The following is a 24862-nucleotide window of genomic DNA, read 5'->3' on the forward strand; positions in this document are numbered from 1 at the left end:
ATAATGCTGAATATATCATCACCATGGATGATATAGTGCGGGAGGGTCATCCCGTACTTCGTACCGTAGCACAACCAGTGGAGCTTCCATTACAGGCGGAAGATCGTGAGGCTTTGCAATGTATGCTTCAATTTCTGAAGAACAGTCAGGACCCGGAGATTTCCGAAGAATATAAGCTGCGCTCTGGCGTAGGTCTGTCGGCGAATCAAATCGGACTGGAGAAGCGTATGTTCGCGATGTATCTTACAGACGAGAGAGGGCGCGCTGTAGAGCATGCTTGGGTTAATCCTAAGATCATAAGCCACTCCTTGTCTATGGTGTACTTACCAGAAAGCGAGGGCTGTCTGTCCGTTGATCGTCCCGTGCATGGCTTTGTACCTCGGTATGAAACCGTGAAGGTGAAGGGTTATGATCTGGAAGGCAAGGAGGTTGTCCTTAAATTTAAGGGCTACCAAGCTATCATCATCCAGCATGAAATAGACCATCTCGATGGGATTATGTTCTATGACCGAATTAACAAGGAGAATCCGTTTAAGCTGCCTCAGGGTGTGGAGATCCGGAACTTATATGAGTAGGAGAGTAACTCCAAATTAAAAAGCGGGCGACCTTACAGCGTAAAGCTGATGGTCGCTTTTTTTTACCTATCGGCAAGATTATGATATTTCAAATATTTTACAAATCAATCGAAAGGATGTACCCTTACAATTAATGGATTTAAATTAGTAATAAGAGGAGGGCGTTAAATGAACTGGAGCAGAATGCCAATTAGAGGATTCGCCAACGAATATAATGATGATGTTAAAAAGATTGATGAGCAGATTTTGAGTCTGATTCAGGAACGTAAAGCTATAACAGGCAAGAAACGATTATCCCCTGATAGTAAGCTACTTGAGGAATGGGTAACTAGATTCGAGATGAACACTACTCAGATTGTGCAGCATTTGCACCTTATGAATGAAACTGTACCCAGAAGACAATATTGGGAAGAGCCTGGTTTATTGCTGGGAGTGCTTCCGATTGTAAAGCGGACGGTCGTTGAAGAATGTGAATATATACTTACGCATGCTATGCAGTATGAAGCCTTCAGCATAGTTACTGTGGAAATCAAATATTTAAAAGAAGCTGTAGGACATATTCATCTTCGAACGGCTTTAACGCTTGAAGTGGCGGGTGAGAATGAATATGAAGTGCAGCCGCATGGTGGTCATGGAGGTGGAGCGCATACACAAATGCAATTCTTGGTCGCCCCAACGCTGCCGGAGCATCTGGAGGGTGTAGAGTTTTCGCTGGTACCCGGGAGCGAGCAAATGTTAAGACCATTAATGACTGAGATTACGTTGGACAAGCAGGTGGATTTTACATGAGAGCAGTAGAATATTTGGACTTCTAAACGCTGTTAGCGGATGAAATCCGTAGATAAAGTGTATTTGAGCTTTTTGCGGTGTGAGCTACAGAGTTATTAGGGAAAAACTCCCTGAAAATAACCTATATTCTCTGTAAATGAACAGAATTAGGGATTTTCTCCCTAAAAAACGGGGTAAGTTCTTTATTTTCCACTAAATTAGCTAAATTATAGGGAGGATTTCCCCAATTATTAGTTTAATGACCTGAAATCCCTGAATTTATGGTACAACTTCCCTAATTATCTATCGAAGCTCCCTAACCCTTGTACTTAACACAGAGAAGGTCCGGCGATACCTGTTACGCAGCATATAGAAATTGACGCTTGAGATCGGCTGGCTTAAGCTTGCCACAAGCTACAGATGCAGACCGTGGATGAGTAAAAATGCAGAGCAGCGATCCTCAATACAGGAGAAACGCTGCTCTTTTAACATTTGCGGTTTATGGGACTGGGACAGCCCCTTAATCTATTCAGCTTTTTTAGCTTATAGAGCACTGCGTTTCAAAACAATCTTATTTCTCAGCCGCCATAGCGCGGAAGGATTCTTCAGCTGCGATAAGTGTAGCATCGATATCTGCATCAGTATGTGCTGTGGTCAGGAACCAAGCTTCGTATTTCGAAGGGGCAAGGTTAATGCCACGATTCAGCATATGAAGGAAGAAGCTGGCGAACAATTCGCCGTCTGTATCCTGAGCCTCGTCATAATTCGTAACCGGATGGTTACAGAAATGAGTGGAAAACGAACCACGGATGCGGTTGATTGTCAGTGGAATGCCATGACGGTCGGCAGATGCTTGAAGTCCATCGGCAAGCCGGATTGCAAGCCGATCCATTTCTTCGTATACACCCTCTGCACTCAGAACCTCTAAACAAGCAATCCCTGCAGAGATAGACGCAGGATTGCCTGCCATTGTGCCGGCTTGATATGCCGGTCCAAGTGGAGCTACCTGTTCCATAATATGCTTGCGGCCGCCGTAAGCGCCGATAGGCAGGCCGCCACCGATGATTTTGCCAAGTGCAGTAAGGTCAGGAGTGATGTCCTCATGGTTATCCAGCCCTGCATAGGTTTGTGTAGAACCATAGTGGAAGCGGAAGGCAGTAATGACTTCGTCATAAATAACAAGGGAGCCATTATCGTGAGCCAGCTTGCAAAGTCCTTCGAGGAAACCAGGCTTAGGCATCACCATGCCGAAATTTCCTACAATCGGTTCAACCATAACAGCTGCGACATCTTCGCCCCATTTCTCCAGCGCCTCTTTCAGGCTGTCCAGATCATTAAAAGGAACGGTGATTACTTCCTGGGCGATACTGCTTGGAACACCGGCACTGTCTGGAATGCCAAGTGTAGAAGGTCCGGATCCTGCTGCTACGAGCACCAGATCGGAGTGGCCGTGGTAACAGCCGGCGAATTTTACGATTTTGCTGCGTTTTGTATAGGCACGGGCTACACGAATCGTTGTCATAACCGCTTCGGTTCCGGAATTGACGAAACGTACTTTATCCATAGATGGAATGGCTTCTTTTAGCATTTTAGCAAGTTTGATTTCGAGCTGGGTTGGGGTTCCGTAAAGAACACCATTTTCTGCTGCTGTAGTAATTGCTTTGGTAATATGAGGGTGGGCATGGCCGGTAATGATCGGTCCATAGGCTTGGAGATAATCGATATATTCATTGCCGTCTTCATCCCAGAAGTGAGATCCACTGGCGCGTTTCATAAATACGGGTGCTCCGCCGCCAACGGCTTTGAAGGAGCGGGAAGGGCTATTTACACCTCCAACGATATGCTGGAGGGCTTCGTGATAAAGTTGTTCAGATGTGGAACGATTCATAATGTGATCATCCTTTCGATTGTTGGTGCTCAAGGGAACGGGCGAACAACGGTGTTTTCCGTTGTCCGCCCGTATTATACCAAGTCACTGCTTTGTGTACATGTGAACTTTGCTTGTCAGGCCCTTAATTGGTCCCGCCAGAACTGCTATTGGAGGTGTTCTCCGATGTAGGGGTTGGTGTTGGCTCAGGACCATTTAGGGTATCCTGTATAAATTCTTTTAGCTTCTTTTCGCTACGAATTCCAATAACCTGTGATCCGTCACTTGTAGTTTCCTCGGTGAGCAGATCCATTGGCGGAATTTGCTCGCTGCCACCCATACTGCTATTATACCCTACGCTTGCCAGCTTCCACATATCATTAACTGACATATTGGTTTCAATATAAGGCGTAACCTGCGACAGGATATTTGGCAGCTTGACGATGGAGGTGGTGCTGATCAGCTTATCAGCCACAGCCTTGAGAAAACCGCGTTGGCGCTCGGTTCGAGTGAAATCGGAGGTAGCGTCATGCCGAAAGCGAACATATTGTAGCGCCATGTTGCCGTCAAGATGCTGGTATCCTTTTTTCAGATCAATATCATATTCCGGACCGTCTGCAACGGTTTTGTAGACCATATCTTTTTCGACTTCATAATCCACACCCCCAACGGCATCAACCAGCTTGATGAATCCTTGGAAGTCCGTGTAGACATAATATTGAATTGGGATACCGAGCAGATCGCTGACGGTCTGCATCGCAGTATTAGGTCCATAAATAATCGCTGTATTAATACGCTTCTCGCCATGATCCGGAATCGGAACGTACGTATCTCTCAGTATTGAAAATACACTGATTTTCTTCTTCACAGGGTCAAGAGAAGCGACGAGCATTGTATCTGAACGGGGGATTTCCCCTTTCTTCACACCTCGGGCATCCACACCCATTAATAGGATATTGACCGGCTCTGTACCTTCCCATTTAGGAGGCTCAGGGGTGTCAACATCAACGGTCTCTGCATTTTGAAAAGGTGAATCTTCAGTATTCGACATGCTACCAAGCTCATTGTAAATGGTTGTAATGTAGAAAATGGCCCCACCGATAATAAGGAGGAGTATAATGGCCAGCGTCCAAAGCAGCGGTTTCTTTTTTGACTTACCAGTCTTTGCGTGCCTTTTCTTTCTAGGTGGCATTTCTCGTTCTTCCTTTCGCATTCACGTTGACTACATTATAATTTCTTTTGGGGATACGTGCAATTTAGGAATAATTCCCCAATCTTAAGAAGGAGTGGATCTATCTTGAACGAAGTAGCTATTGGACAAAAAGTACCCAATTTCACCCTTCCCTCTTCCAATGGGCATGAGGTTAGTTTGAGTGATTACTTGGGCCGAAAGGTCATCTTATATTTTTATCCTAAAAATATGACACCAGCCTGCACGCAGGAGGCCTGCGAATTCCGTGACGCTTTTGATCAAATCACGGCGGTGGGTGCGGTTGTTCTGGGCATTAGTCCGGACTCTTTGACATCACACGCTAAATTTACAGAGAAGCATAGTCTGCCCTTTCCACTGCTGTCTGATGAGGATCATAAGGTAAGTGAAATGTTCGGCGTATGGCAGCTTAAGAAACTTTACGGCAAAGAGTTTATGGGGATTGTGCGATCTACTTTTCTGATTGATGAGCAGGGGATATTAGTGGAAGAATGGCGGAAGGTACGGGTAAAAGGGCATGTCGCAAACACGATAGCAGGAATAAGCAAATCATAAATTTTACTAATTACTTTTTATAGATGTCTATTACATTTTTAACAGCTTATATAAGGTGTTGTCATGATATAGTTTCCTCATAATTGCTTCAAATTTGGAGCAAGAAGAGGTGGTGGAGTGATAATGCTGCATATTGGGCTTGATATCGGATCAACTACTGCTAAATTAGTTGTCATAGAGCGGGACATCATTGTTTATCAAGACTATGTAAGACATTATAGCGATATTAAAAAAGCGGCCCTCTCTCTTCTGTCTGATGTACGCGACAGATTTCCAGAGAGGGGAGCTAGGCTTACTGTAAGCGGTTCCTCGGGCTTGTCATTATCCAAATTAGGTGGAGTTCCCTTTATTCAGGAGGTGATTGCCTGCACGAAGGCGATCAGTGCGCTGATCCCGGAATGCGACACGGCGATTGAACTGGGTGGAGAGGACGCTAAGATAATATATCTTCGGGGCGGCATTGAGCAGCGTATGAATACAGCCTGCGCGGGCGGAACGGGAGCGTTCATCGATCAGATGGCAGCGCTGCTGCAGACCGATCCGGCAGGCTTAAATGTTTTGGCGGAGAAGCATGAGCGAATCTATCCCATAGCTTCACGCTGTGGTGTATTTGCCAAAAGCGATGTACAGCCGCTGCTTAATGAAGGAGCACGCCGGGAGGATGTGGCGGCTTCGATCTTCCAGAGTATCGTTAATCAGACGATTAGCGGTCTTGCTTGTGGACGTCCGATTCGTGGACGGGTGGCTTTTCTTGGCGGCCCGCTGACCTTCCTGCCTGCCTTGCGGCAGCATTTTGCGGAAACGCTGGAGCTGGCGGAGGAGGATATCCTGTTCCCGGAACGCTCACAGTATTTCGTGGCGATTGGAGCTGCACTCTCCGAAGCTGATCCAGTCGTGTTGCCACTTTCAAGCTGGATCACGCGAATTGCGGCGGTTGATTTTACTGCGGATCGAGCTGCGGATGCTGAATTGCCGCCGCTTTTTGAGAATGCCGCTGAGCTTGCGCAATTTCGGCTTCGTCACGGCAAAGCCTCTGCAGCGAGATCAGATTTAGCTTTATATCGTGGACCTTGTTATCTAGGGATTGATGCCGGCTCAACCACAACTAAACTCGTGTTAACCGGTTCGGCTGACGAAATTCTCTATACCTTTTATGGCAGCAACAAAGGTAACCCGCTGCATTCGGTCAGCGATGCACTGAAGGAGATCTACCGGGTTCTGCCTGAAGGCTGCCACATTGCAGGCTCATATGTGACAGGGTACGGTGAGGGGTTAATCAAGGCCGCTCTGCGGACGGATGGCGGAGAAGTAGAGACTGTTGCACACTACAAGGCAGCTTCCAAGTTCATGCCAGAAGTAGATTTCATACTGGATATCGGTGGTCAGGACATGAAGTGCATTAAGATCCGTGGCGGTGCTATCGACAGCCTTATGCTCAATGAAGCCTGTTCAGCGGGGTGTGGCTCTTTTCTGGAGAGCTTTGCCTCTGCCCTGGGACTTGGCATCGAGGAATTTGCTAAGACTGCACTCGAAGCGACTCAGCCTGTTAATTTGGGCTCGCGCTGCACGGTATTTATGAACTCTAAGGTTAAGCAGGTTCAGAAGGAGGGCGCGTCATTAGCGGATTTATCGGCGGGTCTTGCCTACTCTGTGATCAAGAATGCTCTGCAAAAGGTAATTAAAATCCGCAATCCGGAGGACTTAGGGCGAAATATCATCGTTCAGGGCGGTACCTTCTATAATGAAGCTGTATTGCGTGCCTTTGAGTCCTTGACGGGGCGAACGGTGATTAGACCGGATATAGCTGGCGTAATGGGGGCTTACGGCTGTGCACTGATTGCGCGTGAGCAAGCCGGGGTTAACGGATCCAGTACGCTGCTTGGACCAGAGGAGCTTGCCAGCTTTAAATATGAGGTTTCTTCAGGCCGCTGTGGCCGCTGTGGGAATAACTGTGCGCTGACGATCAGTCGTTTTCCGGATAAGAGCTTTTATGTGACCGGCAATCGCTGCGAACGTGGCGCAGGAGTCAAAAAAGAGAAAAATGTCCTGCCGAATCTGATGCAGTATAAATATGAACGGTTTTTTGAGTACGAGAGTTTACCGGAAACAGGGGCATGGCGGGGGACCGTCGGGATTCCGCGTACCATGAATATGTTTGAGAATTACCCGTTCTGGCACACCTTTTTCACCAAACTTGGCTATCGGGTGATTCTCTCCCCTAAATCCAGCAAGAAGCTTTTCGAAAGCGGAATGGATACAATTCCTTCAGAATCGATATGTTATCCTGCGAAGATGGCACATGGACATGTGCAAAGCCTGATCGGTAAAGGTGTCGATTTTATTTTTTATCCAGCGGTGGTGTATGAGAAAAAAGAAGATGAAGCCGCGGATAATCACTTCAATTGTCCAGTGGTCGCCTCGTACCCCGAAGTCATTCGCAACAATATGGATGGGTTAAAGGACAATGGAATCAAGCTTGTCAGTCCATTCCTGACCTTTGATGATATTTCTGCGCTGACCAAAGGACTGGTGAAGACATTTACCAGCATTCCGCGAGATGAGATTACGTCCGCGGTGCAGGCGGGACTTACAGAGGCTGATAACGCCAAAAGTGATGTGCGTACTAAAGGTGAGGAGACCCTTGTGTATCTAGCTGATACTGGAACCAAAGGAATCCTGCTCTGCGGGCACCCTTATCATGCCGATCCTGAGATTAATCACGGGATAGCGGATATGATAACCGGGATGGGACTCGCCGTGCTGACAGAAGATTCTGTCTGCCATCTGGACCACAGCGAAGGAGATGTGGCTGTTGTGAATCAGTGGACCTACCATGCCCGGATGTACCGTGCAGCCCGCCTTGCTGCAGTCCGCTCGGATCTGGAGCTTGTTCAATTGACTTCCTTCGGCTGTGGGATCGATGCGATCACTTGTGATGCCGTACAGGATATTATGGAAAGACATAACAAGGTATATACATTGATCAAAATCGATGAGATCAGCAATCTTGGTGCAGCGCGCATTCGGCTTCGTTCATTGCTGGCGGCAATGCGTGAGCGTGAAAAAGGTAAGGTAGTGCCGCAAAAGCCGCCAAAAGTGCAGGCTAATGTGTTATTTACGAAGGAAATGAAAGAGACCTATACCATCCTTGCACCACAGATGTCGCCTATTCATTTTGAATTGTTTGAGCAGGTTTTTCGCGATGCCGGGTACCGTCTGAAGATACTTGAAACTACCGGACCCGAAGAGACAGAAGAAGGTCTGAGATATGTTAATAATGATGCGTGTTATCCGGCAATTGTGACGATTGGCCAGATTCTGTCGGCGCTGAAGAGTGGGGAATATGATCCGGATCGTACTGCTGTGATTATGTCACAAACGGGTGGCGGCTGCCGGGCTACGAATTATATTTCTTTGCTCCGCAAAGCCTTAAAGGATTCAGACCTTGAACAAATTCCGGTGATTTCACTTAATGCTTCGGGGATGGAGAATCAGCCGGGTTTCCGCATCAGTCTTAAGCTGGCGAATCGGTTGATAGCTGCCGCTTGTTATGGTGATCTTATGATGCGGATGTTAAATCACTTTAGGCCGCATGAGGTTGTTCCAGGAAGTGCGGAAGTTCTATTCCGCAAAGGGATGGAGCGTTGCAAGGCAAGCTTATCCAACTTTTCATTCCGAGAATACAAACGCCTGATTCGTGAGATTGTTGCAGAGTTCTGCAAGCTGCCCGTTACGGGTATTGCTAAACCAAGAGTGGGCATTGTCGGTGAGATCCTGATCAAATTCCATCCGGATGCCAATAACCGCATTATAGAGATGATCGAGGCAGAGGGCGGGGAGGCGGTAATGCCGGACTTCCTGGATTTCATTTTCTATTGTGTATATAATCCGATCTACAAAGCTGAGCAATTCGGCAAAAGCAAACGGCTCGGCTATATCAATCCCATGCTGATCTCTTATCTGGAAATTTACCGTAAGCCGATTAAGGTTGCCCTTGAGGATGCGGGGTTAGCTAAAGGACGGGAGAATATTTATGGTCTTGCCGAGAAGGCCAGCCGACTGGTGTCCGTAGGAAATCAGATGGGTGAGGGCTGGTTTTTAACCGCAGAAATGATGGATTTGTTGGATAATGGAGTGAACAACATCGCCTGTATTCAACCGTTCGCGTGCCTGCCCAACCATATCACCGGGCGTGGGATGATTAAAGGTCTTAAGGAATTATATCCGGGTGCAAATATCGTGGCGATTGACTATGATGCTGGAGTCAGCGTAGTCAACCAAGCGAATCGGATCAAGCTGATGATGTCAATTGCCAGCAGCCAGGAAGAGACTAAGCCATCTAATTTAAAACTGCCGGATAAGCCTCAGCAGCAGACTTTACCTGAAAGTTCATACAGCTTAACCTGAGCATTGTTCAGACGAAAAAGCGGACCAAGGATCTACCTTGGTTCGCTTTTTTATGCTTTGTGCACTTATGTATGATTTTCATGTTTTTCCTGCAATATAAAATTACCTTTCAGAAAGTTACAGCAAATTATTGACCGAAATTTAGTTAAGGTGTAAAATAGTACGCATGCGAACTATTAGATGATCTAACTAATTAATTCTTTGGAGGTGAAGATTTGGAAGATAAGGAGCAGCAATTAGATGATATTTTCTCCTCTTTTCGCCGGATTAGCCATGCATTCCAGCAGTTGCTGTGGAAGGATGCCGAAGAGCTGGACATCACACCAACACAGTTAATGGTTCTCCGCAAAATATCTGCAAATCCCGATATTGGCATTACAGATCTTGCCGAGCTATTACATTTGGGGAACAGTGCAGCGAGCGGCGTAGTGGACCGGATGGTGAAAGCCGATTTGATCACAAGACAGCGCTCTGAGGTAGATCGGCGTATATACAACTTGGCGATTACTGAAAAGGGCAGAGAGATCAGGGAAAGAAGTAAACAATCGCTCAGAAGACACTTACTTCCACTATCCAATATACCTGCCAAGGATGCAGGTGAATTACTTAGGATTCATAACGAAATCATTCAGATCTTAGAGCAGGGGAGAGACAAATAGAATTTATGAGTACAATTACAGGTAACGCTGCAGCGGCAACTAAGGGAATACGTAGAGGACCGATTATTGCAGCGCTCTTAATAGGTGCGTTTGTCGCACTTTTGAACCAAACACTTCTTAATGTGGCATTGCCGAGCATAATGGACGATCTAAAAATCGCTACGAATACGGCACAGTGGCTAACAACGGGATTTATGCTCGTGAACGGTGTGCTGATACCGATTAGTGCATTTCTGGTGGAAAAGTTTACGACCCGCCAGCTATTCATCACCGCGATGTCACTTTTTTCGTTAGGCACACTTGTCTGTGGAATCGGAACAGGCTTTGAAATGATCATGGTCGGCAGAGTCATACAGGCGGTTGGCGCAGGGATTTTGATGCCGTTAATGAATATTGTGTTTCTTCGTATCTTCCCAATTGAAGAGCGGGGGAAAGCGATGGGGCTAATGGCGGTAGCCATGATTTTTGCTCCAGCTGTAGGTCCAACGTTGTCAGGCTGGGTAGTTCAGAACTATTCTTGGCGCGTATTGTTCTTTATCGTTCTTCCGCTGGCCATTCTTTCTACCTTGCTAGGTATGAAAACAATGCAAAATGTAGGGCAAACAACCTCTCCGAAGCTGGATAAAACGGGTGTTATCCTGTCTACCATTGGTTTTGGGGGATTGTTGTACGGCTTCAGTGATGCTGGAACCGATGGTTGGGGAAGTGCAACAGTCATCACCTGCCTCATTGTGGGTGTGATTGCACTGGCTTTATTCGTATGGAGAGAGCTTAAGGCTGAGACACCACTGCTTGAGTTCCGGATTTTCAGATACAATATGTATTCACTCACTACATTAATCAATATCATCATTACGATGGCTTTATATTCGGGTATGATTTTGCTGCCGATTTATTTGCAGACGATCCGTGGTTTTACACCAATGGAGTCCGGTCTTATGCTGTTGCCGGGAGCCATTCTAATGGGAATTATGTCTCCAATCACGGGGATTATATTTGATAAAATCGGGGCAAGATGGCTGTCTGTGGTAGGCCTGATTATTACAGTAATTACGACTTGGCAATTCAGCCAGCTTACAGACAGTACGACGTATACGCATATGATTATTACTTACACGGTTCGGATGTTAGGCATGTCGATGTTATCGATGCCGATTGTAACGGCTGGACTTAACCAGCTGCCACAGCGTTTAAGCTCGCATGGTACAGCAATGTCGAATACGTTGCGGACGGTCGGGGGCGCGCTGGGAATGGCGTTGTTCGTCAGTCTAATGACCAATAAGACGAAGAGCACAATCACTGATACGCTTATGAGCGGAACGGTTTCGTTAAACGATAAAGCAGCCATGCTTAAGCTTACGCAAGAGGCTACAATTAGCGGGGTTACGCATGCCTTTAACATTGCTACCTGGATCACTGTAATTGCTTTGGTATTGGCTTTCTTTATTAAAAAGACTTCACCGCAGCCAGACTTCCTGAAGACGGAAGAGGTGCAGCCACAGCAGGACAATCAATAAAAAGCTGGGCAAAAAAAGAATGAAGAAAAAGAGCGTCCTACGAACCGTTATGGTTCCGTAGGGCGCTTCTTTTTGTTGTGCTGCTATTAGTTAGCTGGAGACACAGCTGCAGGATCGCTCCAACGTTTCAGATGTGGCAGCTGCTCCGCGAGAAGTTTACGGGCAACATTCTCGTCCATTCCTTCTTCGACCATATAGCCTGTACAAATGTCAGCCATTTCTTGCAACGTGATGTTAGGCTGTTTGAATGCACCATTCTCATAGCAGTACACGCAGTAATCTTCGATCTTGTTGCCATCCTGGTCCGTTCCAAGCAATTCCGCCGTAGGCATTGGCATCCCACAGCTTTGACAAATTTTAAGATCTCCTTGCTCTACATGTTCATGTCCCATATTTAACACTCCTTTAAAGGTATGCAAGCTCTCGAGCGCCCGCTTTAAGTTCAGTATAGAACAATAAACCTGACGGCATTCCGTCAGGTTTATTGTTAGGTTGTATATTTTGCTGCTATGCCTGCTGCAAGCTGCCCCAGCTTTTGCCGAATATGCGGTGGCTCTAAGACCTCTACATGCATCCCGAAGCTTAGCAGGAAACCATATAGCCATCCATCCTCAGGATAGTTGATGGTAACCTTGTAACCTCCATTACCGTCGGGCAGTAGCTCGGTAGAATCAAACCGCTCTTCCGCTAGATGTTTGCTTTCAGCCTTAAACTGCAAAACGATGGGTGTTGCTGTTGTTACGGTTGATCTCTGATACTCGTTGCTCCAAGGCAGCTCGCTTGCATCTACATCTTTTGCAATAAAAACTTGGGTATTCTTAACGAGCTCTTTCATGCGCAACAGCTTAAATAGACGGAAATCCTGACGATTCAGACAAAATCCATATAAGTACCAGGCTTGCCCCTTCAGCACTAAAGTATAGGGCTCTACCGAACGCTGGCTTGTCTGACCCGCAGCATCTACATAATCAAAGTTTACGGTCACGCTTTCCTCAAGTGCTTCTTTTAGAGTGGCAAGCTTCTCTTCCAAAATACGTTGAAGACCCCATGGGGAGAAGTCGATGATGAGCTGAGTCGTTTTGCTGCGGAAGGCGGCGGATTGGGAGGGCGGGATTACGCTGCTGATCTTTTCCATGAGCAGCGTATGTTCATTTCCTCCATAAGACGAGACGCTCTGCAGAGCCGTGAAAATATCCGCTAGCTCACGATCCGTCAAGACATTGCGGTCCAGCCGGTATCCTTCCATAAGCCCGATCCCACCGTTAGCTCCCTGATAGGTGACGATAGGAATTCCGGCTCCATTAATGCTTTCAATATCACGATAAATCGTGCGCACAGATACCTCGAACATATCGGCTAGCTCCTTCGCCTGAATTAGGCGGCGGTTCATTAGCAGGATAACGATAGAGAGCAATCGATCTATTTTCAAAAGACAATTCCTTCTTTCCCGGAGATTTCCGTGAAGTAATGCTGTATTTCATCTTAGCAAATCCTTGAAAATAAAGCATTGTCATAAATAAATGATTCGATTAATATCTAATTAGATATATGTATAAATAGATGAAATGAGGTTTATTTTATGAATAATCACTCAGCTGTTGCGATGTTTAGGAGTCATAAGGGATATTCACGATTGTTCACAGCCGGCTTGATCAATGGAATTGGTGATCGTTTTACTAGCGTTGCAGTACTGGCGCTGGTTCTGCAGTTGACGGGATCAGGCATGGCGGTGGGGATTTCGTTAGGTGTGAGACTGCTTCCTTATTTATTTCTGGCCCCGCTTGGAGGCATACTTGGCAGTAAAATTCCACTCAAATATATCATGATAGCTACAGATATGCTGAGGGTCCCAGTAGCCTTAGCCTTTTTATGGGTGGATGGGGAGGAGAACCTGTGGTTGTTATATATGGCAAGTTTTTTGCTGGCAGCGGGCGAAGCCATTTACAGCCCTGTTCGTAAGTCCACTATCCCTTTGCTCGTCACCAAAGATTCTCTGCTGACCGTCAACGGACTAGAGCAGTTAATGAGCGGCTGCGTGCTGATCCTTGGGGCGTTCAGTGGAGGGGTGGTGTCGATGTGGTTTGGTTCGGAGGCAGCGTTCATTATGAATGCAGTGTCTTTTTTGATTGCGGCGATGTTAATTTACGGTATCGATTTTCCACAACATACGGAAATGGCGACGGTGGCTAAGAAGGCTACATATTCTCCTGAGGGGGACTTAGAAAAATCTGCTGAAGAAGCAAAATACGGTCGGCTGCGTGCTCTGGGAATGGTAATTGGCGGGAGCCTAACGCTGCAGGTCATTTTCGGTTATGAGCTGTTGGTGCCGTTGTTAAATGGTCTGGATAATGTACTGATCAGTGTATATGCGATACAGGTATTTCACACGGGCGATATTGGAGTAGGGGCATTTTATGCGGCGCTTGGTGTCGGTCTTAGCCTTAGTTTTTTTATCTCACGTTATTTAAAAAAGGGACTGCTGATTGTAGCCATCGGAGGGCTTTTACTTGAAGGTGTATTATTGATGGGCATCAGTGTCAGCAATCATTTTGCGGCAGCATTTATGTTATATATTCTGCTGTCATTTGCCGGGGGGACGGGGAATGCCTGTCTGGATACGCTTGTTATGCGGGAAACGCCATCTGCTATGCAGTCCTTTATGTTTGGACTTCTGTCTGCAGTAGGAAATACGCTGCTGGGGTTATCTATGCTGTTCGCCGGGTGGCTATTAGAAGGGGTGGAACCAAGAATGGTAGGGTTTGCTGGGGGAGCGGGATTTGCCGCAGTTGCGCTTTTGCTTGCAGGATATGCGGGGGTACGCAGCAAGAAAAAACGTACTTAAAAAGGGCGGTGGCTTCACCGTCCCTTGGAAGTTTTTTTGACCTGAGTCTGTAGCTTTATGGCAGCTTTGCGCGGGAACAGGCGGATGCTTATCTTTTTGCGGTAACGATACAGGATTACAAGGGCAGCTATAGCTACACAGCCGGAGATAATCCATAGTGCATATAACTCGAATAAATGGAAAATACCCATCCACTGCGGACCAAATACCCGTCCTATGCCAAGAAACAGCACTACCCAGAATAATGCTCCACTATAAGCGTAGAGGGCGAATTTACGGAAGGGCAGCGCAACTATACCAGCAAAATAGCCGGTGAAGTGACGAACGCCTGGAATAAAATATCCGATGGAAATAAGGATGCTGCCGTATTTCTCGAACCATTTTTGCGTTTTATCCAGCTTGGCAGGGGAGAACAGCAACCACTTGCCGTATCGCTGGATGAAGGGCATTCCGGCTTTTAATCCGACAAAATAGGTGAGGGTCATCCCGGCGGTGGTCCCTGCAAACGCCACTAGAATCAGCGTTATGAAATCAAGTCTTCCCGTATAGGAAAGGAAACCTGCAAAAGCCATGGTAGTTTCTCCGGGAAACGGCAAGGCAACGAATTCGAGCAGCAATCCAAAAAACAATACGCTATATCCATATTTGCTGAATAATTCTTGTATAAAGTTCAGCATTTCCATAAGATTCTCACTCTCCAAGGGGCAGTTGCCTTATTCTATTTTGAAGCTTGTCTTCATACAATCTACCAAATGGCTTTTGAGCCAATAGAATGCTGGAGGTAGAGAAGATGAAAGGTAACAAAAACACTCACGGCCGCCGAAACTTCATACGCGGATTGCTTGTTATGGTTGTAATCGTCATCGTAATGCTGGGATGGAACGCAGGGGAGAGTGTAGATTCTTGGATGAATCGTTCATTACAGTCCGCAAGTGCGGAGTCTGTCTCTGTTAAGAATAATCTCCCGTTAGTGGCGATGCAAGAATTTCCTCCTAAAGCAGAGTCCATTGTGACTGCTTCTCCAGAAGTTAAATTGAATTCCAGTACGGCACAAGTATCCAAGGTGTCAACAACATATTCGGCAATCACAGCCGCAAAGAAAGCTTCAAAAACAGTCTATATTACATTTGACGACGGACCGAGTGACAATACCTTCAACGTTCTTGAAATTTTACAGCAGCAAGGTGTGAAGGCGACCTTTTTTGTCCTTGGTAATCAAGCGAAAAGCCATCCAGAGCTAATTAATGCCATATGGGAACAAGGACATGCTATTGGCAATCATACCTATAATCATAATTACCATGATTTATATAGTGGATTCACTGAATTTTGGAGCCAGATTAAAAAGACCGAAGAAATTATTCGGGGCATTACAGGGGTTCGCCCACAACTTATCCGCGCCCCGGGCGGAACCTTTGATCACTTTGATAATACCTACTTCAATTTGTTGAAGCAAGCCGGTTATATCGTTACGGATTGGACGGTGGACAGCGGGGATTCCAAACGCAAAGGGGTACCTGCGTCAGAAATCTTAAAAGAGTCAACCGCGGATCTGAAGTCCTCTCGGGTTATTCTGCTGCTGCATGATGGCGGCGGCCATCAGGAGAGTGTTAAAGCACTGCCTGATATTATTGCGCGTTATAAGGCTGCTGGATACAGCTTTGGCCTTTTAGATGAGACGGTGGAGCCTGTACAATTCAGAGTCTCCTCAAAAGCCAATAGCTTGGGCAGAGTGAAACCTTCAGAAGCTTGGATCACCTCGAATATCATACCGAATGCAGAGCTGTTTGCGCCCGGCAAACCTCTGGTGCTGGAGGTTGGAAAGCTGGAGACGAAGCTGGCGCCAGGTGAATATACTCTGCAAAAAGGAAAATATATGGTGCCACTTCGCGCTGTGATCGAACGGCTGGGAGGGCAGATTAGCTGGGATGCGGGCAGTCGCAGTGGAAGGATTGCCTGGAACGGCAAAGATATCATCGCGGATGTGGCGAACAAGGAACTCCTTTTAAATCTTCCTGATCATGTTCAAAAGATAAACGGTGCCAGTGTGGAGATGATTGGCGGTTCTATCTGGGTATCGCTGCGTGAGCTGCTGGAGACAGCCGATCATCCTCCTTTAAATATAAGCGTGACGGAAGGTGAGCGCCGGGTAATAGCCTTCTGAGATTTAGCGCTCAGGCAGTTTTTTTAAAAGAAAAAAACAATGTCTGGGCACCCTTTTTCATGGGAAGAATAGATAGTAATAAGTTCCTCAGCTGGGAACAAGTCTAGACCCAAAGGAAGGGTGTTCGTTCCATTGTCCTCTTCAAAAAAAGTAGAGCACAAATTAAATAACAAGACTGAAAGAGTTAGAAGCTTCTCCTATCCGCGTAGCCGTAGTGCATTGGCTGAATGGTTGCGGGTGCTGACTGTGGCTGGAATTATAGGTGTTTTATATGCATGGCGCGGAGGCGCATCACTCTTATTTCTGCTGATCGCTGTAGGCGTTATCATGGTTGGCGGACTTATCGTTCAACTTTCAGGTCCACGGGCGATAAAGATTGAACGTACAATCACTCCTGTAAGACCGATAGCTGGAAATACACTGCTTGTGAAGGTGCGGGTGAATTTCTCTTCCCGGCTTCCACTGCCATGGCTGACTATCGCTGATTTTTGGGGGGACAGAGGACATCACAAGCTACTGTTTCCGGGATTCAGACGCTCTTTTGAATACACCTACATTCTTGAGAATATGCCACGCGGACATCATCATTTGCAGGGCTGTAGAGTAACCTGGGGAGATTTGCCCGGCTGGTTCACAGGCCGATCTGAGCCTGCTGAAGAGCATAGCATTAAAGTGCTGCCAGCCCCCCTATATTATGGCGGAGCAGTACCGGACAGCGGCTTTATTAGCGGTGATTCGCTCTATTCCAGAAGGGGAAGAAACAGCAATGATGAGACCATGGAATCGCGGGAATATGAGCCCGGTGATCCACTTAGCCGAATCCATTGGAAGAACAGTGCCCGGCTAGGGAATCTGCAGAGCAAAGTTCCAGAGCGTGAAAAGGCAGAAATGAGCTGTATCGTGTTGGCTAATGATCCCAAAAGCTATGAGATTCCAGCCAATGCACTTACACCTCGTGGCAGTCGGGAAGAGCAGCCACCGGTATTTGAGAAGGCGGTGTCAACGGCGATGGGGCTGATGCTCTTTGCTGAGCAGTCAGGTGCTTATGTCCAGTTATTCAGCGGAGGCTGGCCAGAAGGAATGGCTAGGCATGAAGGACTGGGCAAAATCCCAGGGAGAGTGCTGGATATTCTAACTGATATTTCTCCGAATGGAACAAGAACCCTGTCCGAGCTGTTGGAGGATGCTTCTAGAGGCTGGATTCCGGGAATGACCGTTGCTATAGTGACCGGAAGATTAGAGGAACAATCCGCTAAGGTTATCGCTAAATTCTTAGTGCAAGGTGTAAAAGTTGAGCTCTATTATGCTTGGGATCAGCCAGCTCCGGTGCCTGCGGAGGTAACGCTGCAGGAGATCCGCCAGCCTGTGCGGGGAACGGTTGGGGATAGTCTGGGTCGTCTGGGAGCACGGATGTTTTGTCTGGATGATGCATTGCCAGCTTACAGGCTCAGGGAGGTAGAGTACCATGAATCATCCGGAAAACCAACGCTACGGTAAGCGGATACCGGGTGACACAAGCTTCTCTATGAATGGGCAAAGTGGGAAGGAACCAAAGCAGCTCCATTTGGAAAAACTAGAGAGCAGTCATGCCGGTAAACAGAGAAAGATACCTCTGTATTATCGCATGCTGTTCTCTTTGGCTATTTTGGGGCTGTTTTTAGAATGGCTGCTCCCTTTATATAGAACGACTTCATTGGAAGATACTGCTAGATTGCTGCAGATTCTGATGATTTCTGCTGCCGTGCTGTTGATGTGGGGAATCCTTCAGATTCCCGGATGGCTATTGCTAAGTATCCAATGTTTGATGATCGGCACGGCTTGGCTATATCTATGCAGTGAGAGCGTAGGGACAGGATGGTTGGGCATTTATGCAGTAGAAATTCCAAATGATCTGATTTTGCTCTTTTCAGGGCATGTTTCTCAGCTTAGCGAGATCAGCAGACTTTTGATTTTGATTGTTGGCTGGGGGCTGCTGGTATCTTCGGTGCAGCAGCTTGCACTTTTCAGAGGAAGCACGCTGCTGTTTACAGCGGTGACCCTCATTTATCTATTGGTTCTGGATATTGGCTTTGGCGTTAATACGACAACGGATGTTGTAATATCAGTGGGGCTTATTGTATGGATGCAAGCAATGAGTGGTTTGCTCCGTCTGCGGGAACGGGTGGGCAGCATTCACCTGCCGTATGCCCGATGGGGAGTTTTGGCATTAGCGGCTGCCATATTCGTAATGATGACAGCATGGTTCGGTGGGCAGGTATATGAAGTACGACCGCCTAACCAAACTACACTCCAGTCAACCTTTGAAAAGCTGCAGGAATGGGCTTCGGGCCATATGCCGGAAGATAATGAGGCTATACCTGCAGGAACAACAGGGTATAGTACAAATGATGGAGAACTGGGTGCTCCATTGTCACGCAATACCGAGCCAGTCTTCACAGCATTGACCAGCCTGCGTACCTATTGGCGCGGGGAGAGCATTGCCTATTATGACGGACGCCGTTGGATCAGAGGTGGTGAGGAATTTACTCCGCTTAACTTGTCCAGCCTGCCTCAGATTCCGGCGACGGTAACTACTACTAATGGTGGACGGACTTTACAACAGCGGATACAATTTGCCAGCCCTTCTTCCGGAGGAATTCCTGTATTCAATGCGGGCACCATAACGGATGTTGAGACAGTTCAACTATCTAATGGCAGCCAGCTTGGTTATGTTCTGGCGAATAAGGACAGGGATACCTTTCGTCTGCCAGATTCGGCGGGTTCAACTCGGATCACTGAGTATATAGTTGATTCTATACTTCCCGAGAGTAATCCAGTACTGCTGCGCGGGTTGGGTGATGCTGATCCTCAAGAAATAAAGAACAAATATTTGCAGCTGTCTGATTTATTACCTGAGCGAGTGAAAGCTCTGGCAGAGAAGCTCACAGCTTCCTCGGATAACCGATATGACTCCGCAACCGCCATTCGGGATTATTTGCAAAACGGGTATTCTTACACGCTGGATACCATGGTTCCGCCAGCTGGCGCTGATTTTGTGGATCATTTCCTGTTTGAGACCAAGCAAGGTTATTGTGTGCATTTTGCAACAGCGATGACCGTATTGCTGCGAAGCACAGGCATTCCAGCGCGGTATGTTCAAGGGTACGGACCTGGAACCCAGCAGGAGGAAGCCATGCCGGCGAAGTATTTAGTCACCCAAGGGGATGCGCATGCTTGGGTAGAGGTTTATTTTGCCGGCGCAGGTTGGGTTCCTTTCGATCCGACGCCGGGGCCTGCGCTTGCGGCTGGATTCCCCGCGCCGGCACGGCCTGCGGCAGCGGCGCTCGCGCCGCAAGCAACGCGCAGCGCGGAACTACCCGTCCTGCCGCTGGCGGGCGGACCCTTTTCAGCGCCGCTGACTGCCGCGGCGCTGCTTCCCGCCGCCGCTTGGCGCTGGCGGCGCAGTCTGGCTCTGCTGCTGGCCGCGTGTCGCGGCAGCAGCTTGAGCCGTGAGAGGCAGCTGCGCGCGGCCTCTCTGGCTTGGCACGGGCTGGCGGAGCGGTTTGGACCGCCGCCGCCCGGCGTTACTGGCAGGGAGTATGTGGACTCCCTGCGGATTTACGATGCCGGACTATACGTGGCCGTCCGGCAGTTCGTCCGCCAGTGGGAGACCCTGGCGTACGCGCCAGCTTTGGCATCCACAGCCGTGATCTCTGCCCGCGGCAATTCCTTAAAATCCGCTCCCGACCTTGGCGGCGAACCTGCGGCTTCTGATGCGAACGCGTTTATTCGCGAATGTCTGATCATTACCTTCCGTTTAACATAAACGGGCAAGAACGCTTAGATCCGCTATCTAATTTATGCCATAGCAAGGAAGGTTCTGCATGAAGTTTTATCACTCTCTGATTATGAGAGGCGTGTCCTCCTTTCCTTGACGATGAGAATTAACCATGAGTATAATGAATCCAATAATCAAGGGAGGCACGTAATGAACAAGCCAAATGAAATTATCGTCGTTCTCGATTTTGGAGGACAATACAACCAACTTATCGCGCGCAGAATTCGGGACCTGGGAGTATACAGCGAACTTTTGCCGTACAATACGCCAGTTGACAAGATTAAAGCACTTTCGCCTAAAGGAATTGTCTTCTCCGGCGGACCTAGCAGTGTATACGCTGAAGATGCACCACACGTAGATCCGGCTATTTATGATCTAGGAGTGCCGATCTTCGGTATTTGTTATGGTATGCAGCTGATGGCTCATCAGCTTGATGGTAAAGTAGAACGTTCAGCTAAACGGGAATATGGTAAAGCTGATGTTGACTTTGCAGAAGGAACTGCTTTAGTTGCAGGATTGGAGAACCGCCAGACTGTATGGATGAGCCACGGTGACCATGTAGTTGAGCTTCCAACAGGCTTCAAGCTGGATGCAGGTACAGAAAGTGCTCCAATTGCAGCAATGAGCAATGCGGAGCGCAAATTGTTCGCTGTGCAATTCCACCCAGAAGTACGTCACTCCGTTCAAGGTAACGAGATGATCTCGAACTTCTTATACCAAGTTTGTGGTTGCGACGGCAAATGGACAATGGAATCGTTTATCGATGAAGCCGTTCAAGATATTCGCAATCAAGTCGGAGATAAAAAAGTACTCTGCGCTCTTAGTGGCGGAGTGGATTCTTCCGTTGTGGCTATGCTTATCCACCGTGCAATTGGAGATCAATTGACTTGTATGTTTATTGACCACGGTCTTCTGCGTAAAGGTGAAGCAGAAAGCGTTATGGAGACTTTCGTAGGCAAATTCGATATTCATGTAGTGAAAATCGATGCACGCGATCGCTTCATGAGCAAACTTGCAGGTGTTGAAGACCCTGAGCAAAAACGTAAAATCATTGGTAACGAGTTTATCTACTGCTTCGACGAAGAGTCAGCTAAGCTCGGAGATTTTTCATTCCTTGCACAAGGTACGCTTTATACGGATATCGTTGAGAGTGGAACAGCTACAGCGCAAACCATTAAATCCCACCACAATGTGGGCGGTCTGCCAGAAGATATGAAATTCAGCTTGATCGAGCCGCTAAACACCTTGTTTAAGGATGAAGTTCGTAAACTCGGTGAAGAGCTGGGCATGCCACGTGCGATCGTATGGCGTCAGCCTTTCCCAGGTCCAGGTCTTGCTATTCGTGTCTTGGGTGAAGTAACAGAGGACAAGCTTACCATCGTTCGTGATTCTGACTACATTCTGCAAGAAGAAATTGCTAAAGCAGGATTAGACCGTGAAATTTGGCAATACTTCACTGCACTTCCTAACATGAAGAGTGTCGGAGTTATGGGTGATGCTCGTACGTATTCCTACACAGTAGGTGTCCGCGCAGTAACTTCCATCGATGGCATGACCGCTGACTGGGCACGTATCCCATGGGATGTTCTTGAAAAAATCTCTGTACGTATTGTCAACGAAGTTGAGAACGTAAACCGTGTAGTGTATGACATTACTTCGAAACCACCTGCAACGATTGAGTGGGAATAGCATATAGCAATAAGAAACCTGCAGCTCCTTATTTATTAAGGGACTGCAGGTTTTTTTATTAACCGTGAAGCTTGTGACGGACCCTATATAGCAACTATAGAGAATGTGATAAACTGGAAAAAATAAACTTACAGGAGCCAGTAGAATGGGATTCTCACTTATTGGAACACTAATAGCTATGGTTATTCTTGCCCCAAGTTTGCTGATAATTAAGTTTCCGCCCGATCATGTTCCCAGCGGTTTAAAAGATGCCGGTATCGTCTATACCCTTTTGGAGAGAGTAGGGCAGTTGGGGGGTATAGCCATTCTTGTGATTTCAAAGGATAACTTCGAAAATGTAGAATTCGGGATCTGGGCTGGACTTATCTTTGTGTTTATCACGATTTATTACGGTTTATGGATTCGTTATATGGTTAAGGGACAGCAATTCAGATTATTATGGGCTCCATTATTGTTTCTTCCGATTCCCATGGCAGTTCTCCCTGTTTGTGCATTTGGATTTGCGGCTATATGGGGCAGATCTTTTTGGTTAGGTATTGCAGTGATTTGTTTAGCTATAGGGCATTTTGCTAATTCTTGGCATAGCTATCAGTATTCCAAAGACCAATAAGCTAGGGCATGTTGAAACTGTTTTATAGGGAAAAATACCCATTTAATAAGGCTTTTGATAGTTAATAAGCTGCATGATTTAATGGATTTTGGGGTTGGAGTTAAAGATAAAAATGTATGAATTACGAACAATAGAAAAAATAAAGTCGAAAATGTTCGCTTTTTTCATTGACAACTTATGTGATGTCCCCCTAAAATGATAAAGCACAACAACATAATTCTTTCGTATATTTCCGGGAATAGGCCTGGAAGTTTCTACGAGGTCACCGTAATGACCTGGCTACGATTAAGAAGAGCTGAGCAACCCGTATTAGCCTGAATCTAGGGCTATAGTCATGGGTGCTACTCTTTTTTTCGAGCCGGTGTCGATCAGATACCGGCTTTTTGTTGCTGTCAGCCACAACATACCTTAGGGGGAGAACAATTTGAATCGGTTTTTCAAGTTGAAAGAGAACGGCACTACAGTACGTACAGAGATAATGGCCGGCTTGACTACGTTCATGGCTATGGCTTACATCCTGTCGGTTAATCCGAGCACATTAACAGCATTTGGCCGCATCGATATGGGCTGGTACTCTGTATTTCTAGCGACTGCGCTGGCAGCAGGTATTTTCACCATTGCAATGGGCGTGTTTATAAACTTTCCAGTAGCATTGGCACCAGGTATGGGACTTAATGCATACTTTGCTTCCGTAATTTTGTCTTCTGCAACCTCAGAACATCCATTCACTTGGCAAATGGGTCTGACTGCAGTATTTATTTCCGGTTTGATCTTCATCCTGCTCACGGTTACCCGAGTGCGGCAGATCTTACTGACAGCCATTCCTGACAGCTTGAAGCATGCCATTACCGTAGGTATCGGGATGTTCATTACAATCCTTGGGCTTAAGAACAGTGGTTTGATGACGATTGGTGTCGAAGCTGGTAAAGATATTTCCGCCAATACATTCACAGACGTCCTATCCTTTGAAACAATTATTCATATGGGTAGTCTAGAGAACACTGATGTACAATTGGTAATTATCGGATTGCTTCTTATTTCCATCCTGATGGTACTGCAAGTTAAAGGTGCGATTTTATTCGGTATCTTGGGTACAACCCTCGCGGGTATACTGATGGGTGTAGTTGATTTTGGCTCATTGTCCAGTCCGACAACCCCTTGGGTGCCTGACCTGACGCAATTGAACTTTTTCGAATTTGACTGGGATGGTATCCTGCACACCGGTATTGTTTCAGCAATCGCAACATTCACTTTTGTAGAATTGTTCGATACATTTGGTACACTTGTAGGTACTGCTCAACGCGCTGGTATTATGGACAACCCTGAAGAAGGTAACAAACGTGTAGGTAATGCAATGTTTGTCGATGCCATTGCTGTAGCTGGTGGTGCGGCATTGGGTACTTCCACTACTACTGCTTTTGTAGAAAGCGCGGCAGGTGTTGCTGAAGGTGGACGTACAGGTCTTACAGCTGTAACAACGGGTGTGTGCTTCTTGCTTGCGTTATTCCTTGCACCAATAGTGGCTCTGATCCCTGGATCTGCTACAGCCGCAGCATTGATTGTCGTAGGCGTGCTCATGGCACAATCGATTCGCGAAATTGATTTTCAAGATATGGTTGTTGCGATTCCAGCGTTCCTTACTCTAGTAATCATGCCTTTCACTTATAATATTGCTAATGGTATTTCCTTTGGTATCGTAACTTATGTAATCCTTGCTTGTGTAGCTAACCTTGCTGGCAAGAAAAAATACGATATTCACTGGATGATGTGGGTACTTGCTATTCTGATTATTCTCCGTTATGTATTTCTTGGTAGTGCGGGCTAACTCATATATAGCATACAGATGTGCATTCAAAGGCTCCTTCATAACTGAGGGGGCCCTTTTTTTTATATTTTTGTTGGCACTTAACCGTTCAGGTTAGTCTATGTTTCTAGCTTTTCATCATCTATGATTTAGATTATATTGTTGAAGAGGTGATGTTCAGGACGAGGCAGCCTTGGTGTTAGAGTCCAATTTGTTACCCACCTTGATCCTGATCTCTGTTTATTTTGTACTGAAAATACTTCAAACCCCTAGGTGGTCCTATGGTCTTACCATTTTGTTAGTTCTCTCGCTTTATGCATATAGAATGGCCTGTTTTTTTTGCTCCGGCATTTGCTTTAGCCACTACGATTCTTCTAT

The 24862-nt window shown here is 46.8% G+C and carries 18 protein-coding genes and 1 riboswitch; of the genes, 13 read left to right on the forward strand and 5 right to left on the reverse strand.

All coding sequences use genetic code 11. The annotated features are described in order from the left end of the window. Nucleotides 1-23 precede the first annotated feature (23 nt). Both def and NYE72_RS03100 read left to right on the forward strand, forming a co-directional pair. The gene (gene def / locus NYE72_RS03095) at nucleotides 24-575 is read left to right on the forward strand and encodes a peptide deformylase (RefSeq protein ID WP_036679906.1); all 552 of its coding nucleotides are present in this window, start codon (nucleotides 24-26) and stop codon (nucleotides 573-575) included. A gap of 168 nt (nucleotides 576-743) precedes the next feature. Next, a complete protein-coding gene (locus tag NYE72_RS03100; protein WP_076148024.1) occupies nucleotides 744-1364 on the forward strand; it encodes a hypothetical protein in 621 nt (206 codons plus the stop codon). A gap of 550 nt (nucleotides 1365-1914) precedes the next feature. Here the strand turns inward: NYE72_RS03100 and NYE72_RS03105 are convergent. Both NYE72_RS03105 and NYE72_RS03110 read right to left on the reverse strand, forming a co-directional pair. Then, nucleotides 1915-3231 carry a glutamate-1-semialdehyde 2,1-aminomutase gene (locus tag NYE72_RS03105; protein WP_339211262.1) on the reverse strand — a complete coding sequence of 439 codons (1317 nt, stop codon included), beginning with the start codon at nucleotides 3229-3231 and terminating at the stop codon, nucleotides 1915-1917. Between the two features lie 124 nt (nucleotides 3232-3355). Beyond that, entirely contained in the window at nucleotides 3356-4402 is a 1047-nt protein-coding gene (locus tag NYE72_RS03110) for an LCP family protein (protein WP_036679863.1), read from the reverse strand. A 105-nt stretch (nucleotides 4403-4507) separates the two neighbouring features. Here NYE72_RS03110 and bcp point away from each other — a divergent pair, with 105 nt between their 5' ends. The 4 genes from bcp to NYE72_RS03130 all read left to right on the forward strand — a co-directional run bounded on the left by bcp (nucleotide 4508) and on the right by NYE72_RS03130 (nucleotide 11558). Further along, nucleotides 4508-4975, forward strand: a complete 468-nt coding sequence (gene bcp, locus NYE72_RS03115; protein ID WP_339211264.1) for a thioredoxin-dependent thiol peroxidase — start codon at nucleotides 4508-4510, stop codon at nucleotides 4973-4975. A gap of 123 nt (nucleotides 4976-5098) precedes the next feature. Then, entirely contained in the window at nucleotides 5099-9382 is a 4284-nt protein-coding gene (locus NYE72_RS03120; protein ID WP_339212048.1) for an acyl-CoA dehydratase activase-related protein, read from the forward strand. A gap of 215 nt (nucleotides 9383-9597) precedes the next feature. Next, nucleotides 9598-10041 carry a MarR family transcriptional regulator gene (locus NYE72_RS03125; protein ID WP_036679864.1) on the forward strand — a complete coding sequence of 148 codons (444 nt, stop codon included), beginning with the start codon at nucleotides 9598-9600 and terminating at the stop codon, nucleotides 10039-10041. A 5-nt stretch (nucleotides 10042-10046) separates the two neighbouring features. Further along, nucleotides 10047-11558, forward strand: a complete 1512-nt coding sequence (locus tag NYE72_RS03130) for a DHA2 family efflux MFS transporter permease subunit (protein ID WP_036679866.1) — start codon at nucleotides 10047-10049, stop codon at nucleotides 11556-11558. Between the two features lie 86 nt (nucleotides 11559-11644). On the opposite strand, the gene NYE72_RS03135 is transcribed toward NYE72_RS03130, so the two are convergent. Both NYE72_RS03135 and NYE72_RS03140 read right to left on the reverse strand, forming a co-directional pair. Continuing rightward, nucleotides 11645-11950, reverse strand: a complete 306-nt coding sequence (locus NYE72_RS03135; protein ID WP_051491091.1) for a zinc ribbon domain-containing protein — start codon at nucleotides 11948-11950, stop codon at nucleotides 11645-11647. Nucleotides 11951-12045: 95 nt separating this feature from the next. Further along, the gene (locus NYE72_RS03140) at nucleotides 12046-12987 is read right to left on the reverse strand and encodes a YafY family protein (protein WP_036679868.1); all 942 of its coding nucleotides are present in this window, start codon (nucleotides 12985-12987) and stop codon (nucleotides 12046-12048) included. Between the two features lie 150 nt (nucleotides 12988-13137). Between NYE72_RS03140 and NYE72_RS03145 the strand changes: the two genes are divergently transcribed. Continuing rightward, on the forward strand, nucleotides 13138-14400 hold the full coding sequence (locus tag NYE72_RS03145; RefSeq protein ID WP_036679869.1) for an MFS transporter: 1263 nt from the start codon (nucleotides 13138-13140) through the stop codon (nucleotides 14398-14400). A 14-nt stretch (nucleotides 14401-14414) separates the two neighbouring features. Here NYE72_RS03145 and NYE72_RS03150 read toward each other — a convergent pair whose 3' ends face one another. Then, entirely contained in the window at nucleotides 14415-15083 is a 669-nt protein-coding gene (locus tag NYE72_RS03150) for a DedA family protein (protein ID WP_036679870.1), read from the reverse strand. Nucleotides 15084-15190: 107 nt separating this feature from the next. Here NYE72_RS03150 and NYE72_RS03155 point away from each other — a divergent pair, with 107 nt between their 5' ends. From NYE72_RS03155 to NYE72_RS03180, 6 genes are all read left to right on the forward strand, one after another. Further along, complete coding sequence (locus tag NYE72_RS03155; protein ID WP_036679871.1) at nucleotides 15191-16564, forward strand: polysaccharide deacetylase; 1374 nt, start codon at nucleotides 15191-15193, stop codon at nucleotides 16562-16564. A gap of 132 nt (nucleotides 16565-16696) precedes the next feature. Beyond that, nucleotides 16697-18061 carry a DUF58 domain-containing protein gene (locus NYE72_RS03160; RefSeq protein ID WP_076316494.1) on the forward strand — a complete coding sequence of 455 codons (1365 nt, stop codon included), beginning with the start codon at nucleotides 16697-16699 and terminating at the stop codon, nucleotides 18059-18061. Further along, nucleotides 18030-20369: a transglutaminase domain-containing protein gene (locus tag NYE72_RS03165; protein WP_339211267.1), complete on the forward strand. Its 2340-nt coding sequence runs from the start codon at nucleotides 18030-18032 to the stop codon at nucleotides 20367-20369. The genes NYE72_RS03160 and NYE72_RS03165 overlap by 32 nt, the downstream gene beginning before the upstream one ends. Before the next feature lie 162 nt (nucleotides 20370-20531). Further along, nucleotides 20532-22070: a glutamine-hydrolyzing GMP synthase gene (guaA, locus tag NYE72_RS03170; RefSeq protein ID WP_036679874.1), complete on the forward strand. Its 1539-nt coding sequence runs from the start codon at nucleotides 20532-20534 to the stop codon at nucleotides 22068-22070. A 145-nt stretch (nucleotides 22071-22215) separates the two neighbouring features. Then, nucleotides 22216-22680: a hypothetical protein gene (locus NYE72_RS03175; RefSeq protein ID WP_038568636.1), complete on the forward strand. Its 465-nt coding sequence runs from the start codon at nucleotides 22216-22218 to the stop codon at nucleotides 22678-22680. Between the two features lie 202 nt (nucleotides 22681-22882). Continuing rightward, a riboswitch (purine riboswitch) is annotated at nucleotides 22883-22982 on the forward strand. 122 nt (nucleotides 22983-23104) lie between these two features. Beyond that, nucleotides 23105-24505, forward strand: a complete 1401-nt coding sequence (locus tag NYE72_RS03180) for an NCS2 family permease (RefSeq protein ID WP_036679893.1) — start codon at nucleotides 23105-23107, stop codon at nucleotides 24503-24505. Nucleotides 24506-24862: the final 357 nt, after the last annotated feature.

The organism is Paenibacillus sp. FSL L8-0333 (assembly GCF_037965665.1).
Taxonomy (GTDB): domain Bacteria; phylum Bacillota; class Bacilli; order Paenibacillales; family Paenibacillaceae; genus Paenibacillus_AQ; species Paenibacillus_AQ odorifer.